14 protein-coding genes and 1 pseudogene are annotated in these 13472 nt (G+C 72.7%); 9 read left to right on the top strand and 6 right to left on the bottom strand.

Annotated elements, in window-relative coordinates; genetic code table 11:
* Positions 1-104: 104 nt before the first annotated feature.
* Positions 105-296: pseudogene (locus AC0ZLC_RS06540) on the bottom strand (FUSC family protein); the annotation flags it as partial.
* A 316-nt stretch (positions 297-612) separates the two neighbouring features.
* Between AC0ZLC_RS06540 and AC0ZLC_RS06535 the strand changes: the two are divergent.
* From AC0ZLC_RS06535 to AC0ZLC_RS06520, 4 genes are all read left to right on the top strand, one after another.
* The gene (locus AC0ZLC_RS06535; RefSeq protein ID WP_476750923.1) at positions 613-1200 is read left to right on the top strand and encodes a DUF5134 domain-containing protein; all 588 of its coding nucleotides are present in this window, start codon (positions 613-615) and stop codon (positions 1198-1200) included.
* Positions 1201-1361: 161 nt separating this feature from the next.
* Positions 1362-2300 carry a M56 family metallopeptidase gene (locus tag AC0ZLC_RS06530; RefSeq protein ID WP_476750922.1) on the top strand — a complete coding sequence of 313 codons (939 nt, stop codon included), beginning with the start codon at positions 1362-1364 and terminating at the stop codon, positions 2298-2300.
* Between the two features lie 223 nt (positions 2301-2523).
* Positions 2524-3249, top strand: a complete 726-nt coding sequence (locus tag AC0ZLC_RS06525; protein WP_476750921.1) for a phosphatase PAP2 family protein — start codon at positions 2524-2526, stop codon at positions 3247-3249.
* Positions 3250-3316: 67 nt separating this feature from the next.
* Positions 3317-4009: an HAD family hydrolase gene (locus AC0ZLC_RS06520; protein WP_476751193.1), complete on the top strand. Its 693-nt coding sequence runs from the start codon at positions 3317-3319 to the stop codon at positions 4007-4009.
* A gap of 45 nt (positions 4010-4054) precedes the next feature.
* Here AC0ZLC_RS06520 and AC0ZLC_RS06515 read toward each other — a convergent pair whose 3' ends face one another.
* Positions 4055-4300 carry a DUF2630 family protein gene (locus tag AC0ZLC_RS06515; RefSeq protein ID WP_476750920.1) on the bottom strand — a complete coding sequence of 82 codons (246 nt, stop codon included), beginning with the start codon at positions 4298-4300 and terminating at the stop codon, positions 4055-4057.
* Positions 4301-4499: 199 nt separating this feature from the next.
* Here AC0ZLC_RS06515 and AC0ZLC_RS06510 point away from each other — a divergent pair, with 199 nt between their 5' ends.
* On the top strand, positions 4500-5186 hold the full coding sequence (locus AC0ZLC_RS06510; protein ID WP_476750919.1) for a TetR/AcrR family transcriptional regulator: 687 nt from the start codon (positions 4500-4502) through the stop codon (positions 5184-5186).
* On the opposite strand, the gene AC0ZLC_RS06505 is transcribed toward AC0ZLC_RS06510, so the two are convergent.
* Positions 5174-6676, bottom strand: a complete 1503-nt coding sequence (locus tag AC0ZLC_RS06505) for an LVIVD repeat-containing protein (RefSeq protein ID WP_476750918.1) — start codon at positions 6674-6676, stop codon at positions 5174-5176. The two genes, AC0ZLC_RS06510 and AC0ZLC_RS06505, sit on opposite strands and share 13 nt — an antisense overlap.
* Positions 6677-6867: 191 nt before the next feature.
* On the opposite strand from AC0ZLC_RS06505, the gene AC0ZLC_RS06500 reads away from it, so the two are divergent.
* Positions 6868-7524 (top strand): DUF305 domain-containing protein, encoded by a 657-nt coding sequence (locus AC0ZLC_RS06500; protein ID WP_476750917.1) that lies wholly within the window; start codon positions 6868-6870, stop codon positions 7522-7524.
* Between the two features lie 30 nt (positions 7525-7554).
* Here AC0ZLC_RS06500 and AC0ZLC_RS06495 read toward each other — a convergent pair whose 3' ends face one another.
* Positions 7555-8037, bottom strand: a complete 483-nt coding sequence (locus tag AC0ZLC_RS06495) for a DUF6214 family protein (protein WP_476750916.1) — start codon at positions 8035-8037, stop codon at positions 7555-7557.
* A gap of 244 nt (positions 8038-8281) precedes the next feature.
* Between AC0ZLC_RS06495 and AC0ZLC_RS06490 the strand changes: the two genes are divergently transcribed.
* Positions 8282-9631 carry an FAD-dependent oxidoreductase gene (locus AC0ZLC_RS06490; protein WP_476750915.1) on the top strand — a complete coding sequence of 450 codons (1350 nt, stop codon included), beginning with the start codon at positions 8282-8284 and terminating at the stop codon, positions 9629-9631.
* Positions 9632-9745: 114 nt separating this feature from the next.
* Here the strand turns inward: AC0ZLC_RS06490 and AC0ZLC_RS06485 are convergent, their stop codons facing one another.
* A complete protein-coding gene (locus AC0ZLC_RS06485) occupies positions 9746-10105 on the bottom strand; it encodes an ArsR/SmtB family transcription factor (RefSeq protein WP_476750914.1) in 360 nt (119 codons plus the stop codon).
* 159 nt (positions 10106-10264) lie between these two features.
* Here AC0ZLC_RS06485 and AC0ZLC_RS06480 point away from each other — a divergent pair, with 159 nt between their 5' ends.
* A complete protein-coding gene (locus AC0ZLC_RS06480) occupies positions 10265-11344 on the top strand; it encodes an NADH:flavin oxidoreductase/NADH oxidase (RefSeq protein ID WP_476750913.1) in 1080 nt (359 codons plus the stop codon).
* Between the two features lie 161 nt (positions 11345-11505).
* Here AC0ZLC_RS06480 and AC0ZLC_RS06475 read toward each other — a convergent pair whose 3' ends face one another.
* On the bottom strand, positions 11506-12090 hold the full coding sequence (locus AC0ZLC_RS06475; RefSeq protein WP_476750912.1) for an Rv1733c family protein: 585 nt from the start codon (positions 12088-12090) through the stop codon (positions 11506-11508).
* A gap of 284 nt (positions 12091-12374) precedes the next feature.
* Between AC0ZLC_RS06475 and AC0ZLC_RS06470 the strand changes: the two genes are divergently transcribed.
* Entirely contained in the window at positions 12375-13460 is a 1086-nt protein-coding gene (locus tag AC0ZLC_RS06470) for a WD40/YVTN/BNR-like repeat-containing protein (RefSeq protein ID WP_476751192.1), read from the top strand.
* Positions 13461-13472 lie beyond the last annotated feature (12 nt).

Below are 13472 nucleotides of genomic sequence, written 5' to 3'. Positions count from 1 at the left end.
CACCACTCGCCGGCCGCGGCGTCGCAAGCGGCGCGCAGTTCGACGACGGCCGCGGCGAGGTGGCGGCGAGCGGATTCGAGGGCCCCGGGCGCGGGGTGCCGGCCGGACAGTACTCGGGCCCGGGCGGCGTACGGGCGGTTGTGGGCGTACAGCGCGCACAGGGATCCGGCCATCGAGTACATCGCCAGGTCAAGGCGGTCGGACGCGAGCAGCGTGAGGTTGGGCGGGGCGACCGCGGCGACGACGCTCAGGGCGGGCTTGAACCAGATGTCGGAGGGTCTGCCCAGCCGCAGCACCCCGGCGAGCGGCGGCGTACGCGGACGAGGGGTGACAGGGGGGACGCACTGCTCATGGTGACGAACTTTAACAGGTGTTTTACTTGTAAAGTGTTGCCCGTGGAGTTCATCCTCCTCGGGCTGACTCTCGGCAGGCCGCCGCGCGTCGTGCGCCGTGCACCGTGGAGGACGCGCTGTCCGCCGTGTGCCGTCGAGGCGATGGCCCGCGGTGCACCCCGCACGCTCCCCCGCGTACACCCTTGCGCTCGCTTGCGCACCGGGCGGCACGGGCATGCCCTGACCGACTGTCCGACACCGTCGAAGGGGGAGGTGCGCGGTGCACGGACCGGTTTCGTCCGGCTGGCTGCTCGTCGCGCTGTGCACGGCGACCGGCGCGTACTGCCTGCTGCGGATGCGCAGCCCGGTCGACGAGCAGCGCCGCGCGGCGGGCGGCGAGGCCCTCATGGGTTTCGGCATGGCGGCGATGGCCGTCCCGGCGGCCGTGGCCTCTGTGCCGCGCTGGGCCTGGCTGGTGTACGCGGGCGTCTTCGGCACGGCCGCGGTCCGCGCGCTGTGGGCCGCCCGGGAAGGCACCCACCATCTGCACCACCTGGTGGGAGCCCTCGCGATGGCCTACATGGGCGGGGTGATGGCCGCGTCCCCCTCGGTACAGGAGCACGGCGGGCACGGCGGGTCCGGAGCCCCGCTGGTGACCGGGGCGCTCCTGCTGTACTTCGCCGGATACGTGCTGTGGTCCGGCACCGGACTGCTGCCGGTCACCGGCACGGCCGGGGCGCCGCCGGGGACGAGCACCGCGTCCCCGGCCCGGCGCGGCACCGCCGGCTGGGGCGACCGGCCCGAGCTGGCGCGGGCGTGCCGGCTGTCGATGGGGATCGCCATGGTGGCCATGCTGCTGACGCTCTGAACCCCACGCCGCCCGCGCGTCGGCGCCGCCGGACCGACGGACATGTGCGGGCCCGTGGCATACGGGCGGACCCGTCCAGCGGGCCGTACTCCCCCGTGGTGTGCGTCACTTGGCGCGGCAGCCCGTATCCTCCGGCGGTTCCCGCTCATAGGCTTCGCCCCATGATGGTCCCCGTGGCACTGCTGCTGCTCGGCGCCCTCGCCGCCGTCGCCGCTCCTCGGCTGCTCGCCCGGGCCGACTGGACCGACCGGGAACCGGTGGTCGCCCTGTGGGTGTGGCAGTGCGTGGTGGCCGCCGTCCTGCTGTGCTGCGTGCTGTCGATGACTTTGAGCGCCGCCGCCGCCTGGGCGGCCGTGCGGGGCCATGTGTTCGCCCCCGCACCGCATTCCGTCGTGGACGCCTACGCCCTGGGCACGGGCGGTCCCTGGGCCGCGACGACCGCGCTGGTGCTCGCGGGCGGAGGTGTGTGGACCGCGGCGATGCTGACCCGTGAGATCGCTCGGGCCGCCGCGCACCGTCGGCGCAGCCGCGCCGAACTCCTCGACCGCGCGCCGCTGTTGCCCGGCGAGACGACCGGCGGTGAGCGCCTGGTGGTCCTGGAGGGCGAGCGCCCGGACGCCTGGTGGCTGCCCGGCGCTGCGCCCCGGCTCGTCATCACGACGGCCGCGTTGCAGCGCCTCCAGGGACGCCGGCTGGACGCCGTACTCGCCCACGAGCAGGGGCACGCGCGGGCACGCCACGACTGGCTGCTGCACTGTTCGGCCGCGCTGGCCAACGGGTTCCCGCAGGTACCGGTCTTCGCCGCGTTCCGTGACGAGATGCACCGTCTGGTCGAACTCGCCGCCGACGACATGGCGTCCCGCCGCTTCGGCCGCCTCAGCATCGCGCTCGCACTGGTCGAACTCAACGAGGACCGCGGCGTGTTCGGTCCCGGTCCCGCTCCGCACGCCCAGGTCCCGCAGCGCGTGCACCGGCTCCTCACCCCTGCGGCCCGGCTCACGGCGGCGCGCCGGCTGCGGCTGACGGCGGCCGGAGCACTGGTGCCGGTGATCCCCGTACTGATCGCGTTCATACCGGGCCTGCGGGCGCTCGGACAGTGAGACCGGGGACCAGGGCACCGCCGGTCCGTGGATCCGCCTGACGCCCGCGGGTGCCGCACGCCCGCCGGTCCGCCGGCCCCTCGCCGCGCCCGCCGGATCACACCGGGTCGCACCACCCTCCGCCGGCATGCGTGGGCGTGCGTGGGCGTGCGTCGCCCCCCTCCATCGCTTCGCCCGCGGGTGGATACGGGACCACATGCCGGATATCGGCGAGGATCGGCGTATGCACAACCCGCCCGCCGGCTCCACCGCCCGTACGCCCGCCCCGCGCGCGGCGGTCCTGGCCGCGGTCCCGCTCGCCGTCGCCTCCCTGGTGCTCCTGCTGCTGGTCGCGTCCTCCTGGCATCCGCTGCTCGACCTCGACGGCGACATCTCACGCACCACACATCGCCGGGCGGTCGAGGACGCGGGCACCACTCGGGCCTTCCGCGTGCTGACCGACTGGGTGTGGGATCCGACGACGATGCGCATCCTGTGCGTGGCTGTGATCCTCTGGCTGGTGCTGAGGCACTCCGCCTGGCGGACGGCCCTGTGGCTGGCGGCCACCTGCGCGGCGGGCACCGTGCTGCAACAGAGCCTCAAGGCGGCCGTGGACCGCCGCCGGCCGGTGTGGCCCGACCCCGTGGACTCCGCCCACTACTCCGCCTTCCCCTCCGGGCACGTCCTCACGGCCACCTTGGTGTGCGGGCTGCTGCTGTGGCTGCTGCACCGGTACGGTGCCGGGCGCGCCCTGTGGTGGGCCGGGTTCGTCCTCGCGGTGATCTCCGTCGCGGGCGTCGGGCTCACGCGCGTCTGGCTGGGCGTCCACTGGCCCTCGGACGTCCTGGGCGGCTGGCTCCTCGGGGGGCTCCTGGTCGCGCTCGGGGTGCTCGCGCACCACCGCTGGGTCGAGCCGGCCGGACCCGAACCCCTCGGCCCGCCCCCGGGTCCGACGGCCGGGCGGTCCTGACCCCGTCGAACGGCGTGGACGGTCTTGACCCCCGCGACGCGGACCCGAAAGATCGACTCCCATGGCGATCAAAGGTGCGCTCTTCGACTTCTCCGGAACCCTCTTCCGCATCGAGTCCACCGAGTCCTGGCTGCGGGCCGTGCTGGCGGACGCGGAGATCACCCTGCCCGACGCCGAGGTGGCCGGCACGGCACGGGAGCTCGAGTCGGTGGGCGCGCTGCCGGGCGGGGGCTCCGCGACCCGGCCGGTCCCGGACGACCTCGCCGGGGTGTGGGCGGACCGGGACCGCAGCGCCGAACTGCACCGGGCCGCGTACACCGGCGTCTGCCGTCAGGTTCCGCTGCCCGATCCCCGGTTGTACGACGCCCTGTACGACCGGCACCGCACGCCGGGGGCCTGGACCGCCTACCCCGACGCCCGTGAGGTGCTGGCGAGGCTGCGTGAGCGGCGCGTCGCCGTGGGCGTGGTCAGCAACATCGGCTGGGACCTGCGGCCGGTCTTCCGCAAGCACGGCCTGGACGCGTACGTCGACGCGTACGTGCTGTCGTACGAGCACGGCATCCAGAAGCCGGACGCGCGGCTGTTCGCGACGGCGTGCGGGGTGCTCGGGATCGCCCCGCGGGACACCGTGATGGTCGGGGACGACCGACGGGCCGACGGCGGCGCCGCGGCGCTGGGCTGCCGGGTGCACTTCGTGGACCACCTGCCGGCGGCGCACCGCCCGGCGGGACTGCGTCCGGTGCTCGACCTGCTCGACTGACCGGCAGCGCGGGCGACCCGACCGGCTGACCGGCGCGCGGACGGCTCAGTTCTGATAGCCCTCGACCTGCGAGGAAGGACGCACCTGCGCGTCGTCCGGGTTCTCTCCGAACTCGGTCTTCGCGCGGCGCTGGCGCAGCAGGTCCCAGCAGCGGTCGAGTTCGCGCTCCAGCTGTCCCAGCCGCTGGTTCTCCGTGGCGCTGTCGATCTGTCCCGAGGCGAGGGCGTCACGCAGGCGCCGCTCGTCGTCCACCATCGTCGTGATCCTGGCCAGGATCTCTTCCTGATCCATGTCCGCATCGCCTCCTCGGCCCCCGTGCCCACTGTAGGGACGGTTCGCCGGCGCTGCGACAGGTGGCCGCGCGCGTCCGCCCTGGACGATCCCCCGCGTCGCCCAGGGCGGACGGCAGCCCGGACGGGACCCGCGAGGGGTCTTGGCCGGACGCGTTGAGTATAGTTGGCTGGCAGCCAGTCAACGCAGGAGTTACAGCATGTCCCCGCGCAGCGCCTCGGTCAATGAAGAGTTGCGGCGGCGTTCCCGGGAGCGGCTTCTGCAGGCGGCCGTGGAACTGGTCCGCGAGCGTGGCTACGACGCGACGACGCTCGGCGACATCGCGGATCGCGCGGGTTCGGCACGGGGCCTGGTGTCGTACTACTTCCCGGGCAAGAGACAGCTCCTCCAGTCGGCGGTGCACCGGCTGATGCACCGCACGCTGGAGGAGGCGCTGGAGCGGGAACCTCGCACCGAGGACGGGCGGGAGCGGATGGCCCGGGCGATCGACGCCGTCCTCGGCCTCACCCGGGACCACCCCGTCCTCATGCGGCAGCACATGGCGGGGATCCTGCAGGCCGAGGGTTTCGTGCAGTGCCCGGAGCAGCAGCGTCTCGCCGAGCTGCTGCGGGAGACGGTCGCCCGTCACGGCTCGCCGGACGCCGCCTCCGACTATCCGATGCTGCGGGCGCTGCTGATGGGCGCGGTGTTCGCGGCCCTGGTGCCGGGTGTTCCGATGCCGGTGCCTGTCCTGCGGGCCGAGCTGTTCAAGCGCTACGGCCTGGACCGGACGATGGGCATCCCGCCGGAAGCCGAGGCGTCCGGCGGGATCGGCGACGAGGACCTGTCACGGTTCTTCGCGACGGAGAGCCGCGACTCGTCCGGGCCGTCAGGTCAGTCGAAGTAGTCCGGCTGCGTCTGGACGTTGAGCTGGTCGAGCCGGATCCGCCTCGCCGGGTCCGTACGCCGGTCGCTGAGCTTCAGCACGTCGAAGCCCTTGGCGATGTCGTTCGAGTAGATGTAGCCGTTGTAGTAGTACGCCGACCAGGAACCGCCGGTCGCGAGGGTGGTGGTGGACAGCGGGCCGCGCTCGAAGTAGGCGATCTCCTTCGGGTTCGCGGAGTCCGTGAAGTCCCAGACGGAGACGCCGCCCTGGTACCAGGCCTGGACCATGAGGTCCTTGCCCTTGACCGGGATGAGCGAGCCGTTGTGGGCCACGCAGTTCTCGGTGTCGGCCTGGTGGCGCGGGATCTTGTAGTAGCCCTTGAAGACGAGCTTGCGGTGGTCGCCCCGGCCGACGATGTCGTAGATGCCGTCGGCACCCCGGTTCGGACCGATGGCCGCGTTGCAGGTGGCCGCGCCGCCGCCGCCCAGCTCGTCGGTGAAGACGACCTTGTCGGCCTTCTGGTTGAAGGTGGCCGAGTGCCAGAACGCGAAGTTCACGTTGTCCTGGACCTGGTCGATGACCTTCGGGTTCTCCGGGTCCTCGATGGAGAAGAGGATGCCGTCGCCCATGCAGGCGCCTGCCGCGAGGTCCTTGGAGGGCAGCACGGTGATGTCGTGGCAGCCGGTGGTCTTCGAGACACCCGGGTTGGTGGGCGCGCCCGGGTTGCCGCCGCCGTCGGGTCCCTCACCGGGGAACAGGACGGGGAAGTTGACCACGGCGGCCTTCTCGGGGGCCCTGCGCGGCACCTTGATCACCGTGATGCCGTCGTGCGGGGGCTGGCAGTCGGGGAAGGCCGCGTTCGGCGAATACGAGGAGACGTAGATGTAGACGTTCCTGCGCTCGGGCACCAGCGTGTGGGTGTGCGAGCCGCAGGCGGTCTCGACGGCGGCGACGTACTTCGGGTTGGCCTTGTCGCTGATGTCGAAGACCTTCATGCCCTCCCACGAGGACTTCTCGGTCGCCGGCTGCGTGGTGCTGTTGCAGGAGTTGTCGCTGCGCGAGGAGTCCGTCGACAGGAACAGCAGGTCCCCTGAGACGGTGATGTCGTTCTGCGAGCCGGGGCAGAGCACCTGCGCGACCGTCCTGGGCGCCCTCGGGTTCCGGATGTCGAAGATGCGGAAGCCGTCGTAGTTGCCGGCGAATGCGTAGTGGCCCTGGAACGCCAGGTCCGAGTTGGTTCCGGCGAGGGTTTCCTTGGGGATGTTGACGAGATGCTCGATGTTGTCGGAGTGGACGATCTCGTCCTGTCCGGGTATCTCACCGGCTGCGATGTCCGCCTTGACCTCGGCGGCCTCGCTGCTGGAGACCTTCTTCTGCGCGGCGGGGCCGTCCCCGGGGTCGGGGGTCGCGGCCGCCGGGCCGGCCGTGAGCAGCGCGGCCAGGAGTCCGGCCGCGGACGCCGCAACTCCGAGGCGTCTGCGCCGCGTTCGGGGATTGTTCAACAGGGTCACTGTGCCCTCCCTAGTCGCCGTTCGGGTTCGAACGGCACGGACCCCCGCAGTATCGTCTTTATCATGCACAGATCAACAGATGGCAACGGACCCTTAACAAAAGTTCCTGATCACTCAGCTGCCGAAGCATGCTAGGACGGACCTCGGCACCCGAGGGGTGTCCGTCAATGCCCGGGCCACAGGAGGTCGTTGTGCTCGTTCGCCGTAGGTCCCGCACCTACCTGGTCACGGCGTCGCTGGCGACTGCCGTACTCGTCCTCGCGGGCTGCGACGCGGACTCACCGGATTCCGCCGCCAAGTCCCCTGCGGGGACGGGCCCTTCGGTGATCGCCCCCGGAAAACCCGGGGAGGCCGCCGAAACCCTCTCCGCCGAGGACGCGCGCAAGCAGAACTCCGGCGACGGCGCCCCCAACTCGGCGGACATCTCCTACGCGCGCATGATGATCGAGCACCACACCCAGGCCCTGGAGATGACGGAACTCGCGCCCGGGCGGGCGGCGTCGGGCAAGGTGCGCCGGCTCGCCGAGCGGATCACGGCGGCGCAGCAGCCGGAGATCGCCGTGATGAAGAGCTGGCTGAAGAAGCACGGCGGGGCGCGCAGGAGCCCGGAGCACCAGCACGGGGCCATGCCGGGCATGGCGACCGGGGCGCAGCTGAAGAAGTTGCGGGCGGCACGCGGGAAGACGTTCGACGAACTCTTCCTCAAGCTGATGATCACCCATCACGACGGGGCGGTCACGATGGCCACCGACGTGAAGGCGCAGGGCAACAGCGTCCAGATCGAGGAGATGGCGGACGACGTGATCGCGCAGCAGACGAGCGAGATCAGCCGGATGCGCGACATGTGAGTCGGCACCGGCCGTGCCGGGCGGCGCCGGTCACCCGGGCGGCGCCGACGGGACGGCTCGGCGGCGTGCGTGACGCGGCGTCAGGAATCCCGCGTCACGCGCGGCGGCGATCAGCCGGAGTGCGCGTCGGCGGCTGTGCCCGGTCGCGCACATGACCGCGAGAACCGGGTCCGCGCCGGCCTCCTGGGCCGCGCGGTACTCCTCCGCGACCAGACGCCGCCCCTCCGTGCCCCGCGGCCAGGGGGGCCGGGCGCGGCGCGGGGACCGCGGGCAACCGTCGGACGCCCCGGCACCGCACGCCTCGTAGAGCGGACCCTCGATCCACTCGGCGAGCACCGCCAGATCGTCGAGGGACAGTGGCGGGCAGGCCTGCACGTCCTCCACGAAGACGCCCTCCTCGGACACCACCGCGAGGACGTCGATCCGGGCGCCGTCGCCGAAGCCGAGGCGCACGTCGAACCACGACGTCCGGCTCTCGTTTTCCCGCACTTCCCACGCGGGCCGCACGGACACCGCACCATCCGGTCGATCACGATCAGAAAGATTAAGAAAGGATGCTTCCAGCACATACGCAACGTAACAGCATGATCACATTCAATGCGCACAGGCACGCATGCGGACAGTGGGCTCCGTACCCCGACGGCGCAGCCCGGCCCGCGGCACCCGGGCCGCCCCCTCCCGCCGGACGCCGCCCGGTGCCATGCTGGAGCCACCAGCGATCTCCTCGGACCGTTCGACGTCGCAAGGGAGTTCCGCCGTGCTGAATGTCGCCGTCGTCGGCTCGGGGCCCAGCGGGGTCTACACCGCCCAGAGTCTCGTCCAGCAGAGCGTGCTGCCGGACGTCCGCGTGGACGTCCTCGACCGGCTGCCCTGCCCCTACGGCCTGGTGCGCTACGGGGTGGCACCCGACCACGAGAAGATCAAGTCCCTGCAGAACAATCTGCGCACGGTCCTGGAGGACGAGCGCGTCCGGTTCCTCGGCGGGGTCCAGGTCGGACCGGGCGGACTGCCCGCCGACCGGTTGCGCGAGCTCTACCACGCGGTCGTCTACTGCGTCGGCGCCGCCACCGACCGACACCTCGGCATCCCGGGTGAGGACCTGCCCGGCAGCTGGTCGGCCACCGAGTTCGTGTCCTGGTACAGCGCCCATCCCGACGCCGCAGCCGGCGACTTCGTGACCGGCGCGCGCCGGGCCGTCGTCATCGGCGTCGGGAACGTCGCCGTCGACGTGACGCGGATACTGGCCCGCGGCACCGCCGAGCTGAGCACCACGGACATACCCCACGCGGCGCTCAGTGCCCTGGCCGCCAGCGAGATCACGGAGATCGACATGGTGGGCCGGCGCGGCCCCTCCCAGGCCCGTTTCACCACCAAGGAGCTGCGCGAGCTGGGCGCGCTGCCCGACGTGGACGTACTCGTCGATCCGCAGGAACTGGCCCTGGACCCCGGTTACGCCGACCCCTCGGGGCTGCCTGCCGCGAACCGCCGCAACGTCGAGGTGATGCGGGGCTGGGCCGCCGCGCCACCCGCGACCCGCTCGCGGAGGATCCGGCTGCGGTTCTTCCTGCGCCCGGTGGAACTGCTCGCCGTCGGCGGGCGAGTGGGCGCCGTCCGGTTCGAGCGGACGGCGCCGGACGGGCAGGGCGGGGTGACGGGCACGGGCCGGTACGAGGACGTCGAGGCGCAGTTGGTGCTGCGCTCGGTGGGCTATCGCGGAGTACCGCTGGAGGGGCTGCCGTTCGACGCAGCGCGCGGCACGGTGCCGCACCTGGCGGGCCGGGTCCTGCGGGACGGCGCCGTCGCTCCCGGCGAGTACGTGGCGGGGTGGATCAAGCGGGGCCCGACCGGTGTCATCGGCACCAACCGTCCCTGCGCCAAGGAGACGGCGACCTCGCTGCTGGAGGACGCGCCGCTGCTCGTACGGCGGAACGTGCCCGGGGATCCGCTCGCGGCGCTGCGAGCGGCCGGGACGGCCCCGGTGGAGTGGACCGGGTGGCAGGCGATCGAGCGCGCCGAGGCGGAACTGGGCGCGTCCCTCGGGCGGGGTGTCGTCAAGCTCCCCGACTGGGCGTCGCTGCTGGCGGCCGCCCGGGCGGCGGGTTCCTAGGGCCTGTCTGGCAATCCGTCGTCGCCCGGAGGGCGGCCTCGCGGCGCCCCGGGCCCGCCGGGACGACCGGGGCGCTGCCGTCCCGGCGGGCCCCGGGGTGCCTCGGCGCAGTCCTCAGCCGCTGCCCGGCCGGTCCGCCTGCCGGGCGGCCGCGGCGAGGACACTGTCCAGGAGGCCGGGGAACAGCGCGTCCAGATCGTCCTGGCGCAGCTCGTTCATCTTGGCCGTGCCCCGGTAGACCTGGCGGATCACTCCGCTCTCACGCAGCACCCGGAAGTGGTGGGTGGTCGTGGACTTGGTGACCGGCAGGTCGAAGCGCGAACAGGAGAGCTCGCCGCCGTCGGCGGCGAGCTCGCGCACGACCCGGAGCCGCATCGGGTCGGACAGCGCGTGCAGCACGCTCTCCAGCCGGATCTCCTCGTTCGCGGGGTGCGGGAGATCGCGGCTGCTGCCTGCGGGGGCGGCGGTGGTCACGGCTGCTCCAGTTCTTCGGGGCGGGGCGCACGTCCGGCGACGTCCGCGGAGTGGGACCCACCGGCCCCATAGTACGACACCTCTCGTAGTTTGACATCTCCCGTACTACGATGCTTATCGTACGAGCTGTATCTGCCTCCGCGACGAATGGAGTCCGCCGTGAGCGCGCTCTTCGAGCCCTTCACCCTGCGCGATCTGACCATCCCGAACCGGGTGTGGATGCCCCCGATGTGCCAGTACTCGGCCGCACCCGACGGTCCCGACGCGGGCGCCCCGAACGACTGGCACTTCTCCCACTACGCCGCTCGCGCGGCCGGCGCCACGGGCCTGATCGTCGTCGAGGCGACGGCCGTCTCCCCCGAGGGCCGGATCAGCCCGTACGACCTCGGCATCTGGAACGACACGCAGGCCGAGGCCTTCCGCCGGCTCACGCGGTTCCTCACCGCGCAGGGCACCGTGCCCGGGATCCAGCTCGCGCACAGCGGCCGCAAGGCGTCCACCGACCGCCCCTGGAAGGGCGGCGCGCCGGTCGGCGCCGACGCCCACGGCTGGCAGCCTCTCGCGCCGAGCGCGCTCGCCTTCGACGAGAAGCACCCCGTTCCCACCGAGCTGACCGTCCCCCAGATCCACGCGGTCGTCGGGCAGTTCGCCGACGCGGCCCGGCGCGCCCTCGCCGCGGGCTTCGAGATCGCCGAGATCCACGGCGCCCACGGCTATCTGATCAACGAGTTCCTCTCCCCGCACTCCAACCACCGCACCGACGCCTACGGCGGCTCGTACGAGAACCGCATCCGGTTCGCGCTGGAGGTCGTGGACGCCGTGCGCGGAGTGTGGCCGGACGACAAGCCGCTGTTCTTCCGCATCTCCGCGACGGACTGGCTCGAGGACGGCGGCTGGACCGCGGACGACACCGTGCGCTTCGCCAGGCAGTTGCACGAGCACGGCGTGGACCTCCTCGACGTGTCGACCGGCGGCAACGCCTCCGGCGTGCGCATTCCGGTCGGCCCGGGCTACCAGGTGCCCTTCGCCGCCCGGGTGAGGGCGCAAACGCCGATGCCCGTCGCCGCCGTCGGTCTCATCACCGGCACCGAGCAGGCCGAGAAGATCGTCGCCAACGGCGAGGCCGACGCGGTACTGCTGGGCCGTGAGCTGCTGCGCAATCCGTCCTTCGCCCGCCTCGCGGCCCGCGAACTCGGCGCCGAGGTGCACGTGCCCGACCAGTACCACCGCTCCGTCTAGCCACGCCGGCGGGCGGTCAGGGCACGCTCCGGTGGCCTCGATGGCCCGCCTCGGTGGCCACGACGTCCTTGCGGACGAGCGGTTTCTGCGGGGACGGGTTTGCGGCGGGCGGTGGCGGGGCGCGGGCCTGGTGGTGAGGGGGCTGCGGGCGGGGGCGCGGGTCAGCTCGTCTTGCGGCCCCACAGGGGGCCGAACCGCTGCCACTCCACGTCCCACTGCTCCATGCGCCGCCGCTCCAGCCGCCCGCGGACCAGACGGCCGGCCGCGAAGGGCACGCTCGCCGCCCCCGCCCCGACGAGGAAGCCGACCAACGAGGCCCGCAGCCGCGCCTGGGACGCGGAGACGGGCTGGGCGACCAGCCGGCCGGCGCGGTCCGTCCACACGGTGACCGCGGTGCCGGCCGCGCTGCCGGACTCGACCCGCGCCTGTCCGGTGTGCGAGGCGCCGTCGGGCGCCGTCCAGCGCACCTTCCCCCACACCCGGTCGGCGCCGTAGGAGGTGGCGGCGGACCTCAGCCGTGGGGCGTCCTCCGTGACCGTCGCCGTGACCGGACGCCATTCGACGCGTTCCCGGGCCAGGCCGCTCTCGACGGACCGCGCCGTCGCCAGCCCCGTGAACACCCCGCACAGCACGGTGAGGGTCCAGGCGACGAGCAGGACCCATGCATCGAGGACGTCGCCGGGACGTCGCAACGAGTTGCTTCGCCAGCGCCACAGCCACACCTTCGAACCACGGAATGCCGTCACCGGGGCATCCTCCTCATGGGCTTCGGGACGTGCCGGACCGCCCACCCGTACGGGAGCCGACTCGTCGATGCTCATACAGATGCTCCGAGTCGGCGCCCTCATGCCGTCCTCGCCCCCCTCCTCGGGACGGCGGAGGCCCGGGAGGGGCCACCGTGCGCCCGGGCAGCCGGCACGGACCCCGACACCACGCTCTGACCTGCGAGGACGCCGGTCCGGGGGTGACTGTCAGTGCCGGGGTGCAGACTGACCGGTGCTGGGACAACGACGTCGCGGAGGTGGTCGGCATGGCCGACGTACTGCTCACCGTAGGTACACGCAAGGGACTCTTCGTAGGCCGCCGCCGGGGCGGCACCTGGCAGTTCGACGAGAGTCCGTACTTCAACGCGCAGGCCGTCTACTCGGTCGCCATCGACACCCGCGGCGAGACGCCCAGGCTGCTCGCCGGAGGGGACAGCGCGCACTGGGGCCCGTCCGTGTTCCACTCGGACGACCTCGGCCGCACCTGGACCGAACCGGCCCGGCCGGCCGTCAAGTTCCCCAAGGACACCGGGGCTTCGCTGGAGCGGGTCTGGCAGCTGCACCCGGCGGCCGCCGAGCCGGACGTGGTGTACGCGGGCACGGAGCCGGCCGCGCTGTACCGTTCCGAGGACCGGGGCGAGACCTTCGAACTCGTACGTCCGCTGTGGGAGCACCCCACCCGCTCGAAGTGGGTGCCGGGCGGCGGCGGCGAAGGGCTGCACACCATCCTCACCGACGGGCGCGACCCGCAGGCCGTGACGGTCGCCGTGTCCACCGCCGGAGTGTTCCGCACCGGCGACGGCGGCGCGAGCTGGGCGCCGTCCAACTCCGGTGTCTCCGCGGTGTTCCTGCCGGATCCCGACCCGGAGTTCGGCCAGTGCGTGCACAAGGTCGCGCGGGACGCGGTGGACCCGGACCGGCTGTACCTCCAGAACCACTGGGGTGTTTACAGAAGCGACGACTCGGGGGCGCACTGGACGGACATCGGCGCGGGGCTGCCGTCCACGTTCGGGTTCGCGGTGGCCGCTCATCCCCGCCGCGGGGACACGGCGTACGTCTTCCCGATCAACGCCGACGCGGACCGGGTCCCGGCCGACCGGCGGTGCCGGGTCTTCCGGACCGCGGACGCGGGCACGAACTGGGAGCCCCTCACGGCCGGCCTCCCGGACGGCGACCACTACGGGACCGTGCTGCGCGACGCCCTGTGCACCGACGACGCGGACCCGGCCGGTGTGTACTTCGGCAATCGCAACGGCGAAGTGTTCGCCTCCTCCGACGACGGCGACAGCTGGCGGCAGTTGGCCTCGCACCTGCCGGACGTGCTGTGCGTACGGGCGGCGGTGGTGGACTGACCGGCCGCGGTC

This window comes from Streptomyces sp. GLSS-08, from assembly GCF_056387915.1.
Note: the sequence above shows the minus strand (reverse complement) of the source record. Positions and strands in the feature narration are given on the sequence as shown.